The sequence below is a fragment of the Mesorhizobium sp. M2A.F.Ca.ET.067.02.1.1 genome, from assembly GCF_004023285.1.
In the GTDB taxonomy this organism is placed as follows: Bacteria; Pseudomonadota; Alphaproteobacteria; order Rhizobiales; family Rhizobiaceae; genus Mesorhizobium.
The window spans coordinates 1-389 of sequence record NZ_RZSB01001491.1 but is presented as its reverse complement, the minus strand read 5'-3'; the positions used below and the strand labels follow the sequence as shown (position 1 = coordinate 389).

General features: G+C 62.0%; 1 protein-coding gene. It reads right to left on the bottom strand.

Features of this window, described 5'->3' with window-relative positions; all coding sequences use genetic code 11:
* Positions 1-79 precede the first annotated feature (79 nt).
* Positions 80-389 (bottom strand): PTS glucitol/sorbitol transporter subunit IIC (locus EOA28_RS38475; protein WP_189342445.1); only part of this gene is annotated, 310 nt, incomplete at its 5' end.

Sequence of the window (389 nt, the reverse complement as noted above, 5' to 3'; positions counted from 1 at the left end):
CCAGGGGGCCGCCCCAACCGGTCGACCCCTTCGATATCTTTACTGCCTTGTATGTCTTGGCCATGGTGTCCTCCCGCCCTTAGAGCTCGACGCCCTGGCGGCGTGCCATGATGGCCGTGATGCGCTCGGTCAGGATGCCCTTCAGCAGGATGACGACGAGGCCGACGATCGCGTACCAGATGGCCACCTTGACGTGATAGCCGTTGGCGATGACGCCGCGCTTCTCGAGGTCGAGCAGCGCCACCAGCATGCCGCCCCAGACGAAATATTCACCGGGGTTGATATGCGGGAAGAGGCCGAGCGGCGGATGCACATAGGACACTGCCGCGTCATAGAAGGCAGGCTTGTGCTTTTCTTCCAGGAAGGAACCGAAGGTATAGGCCATCGGG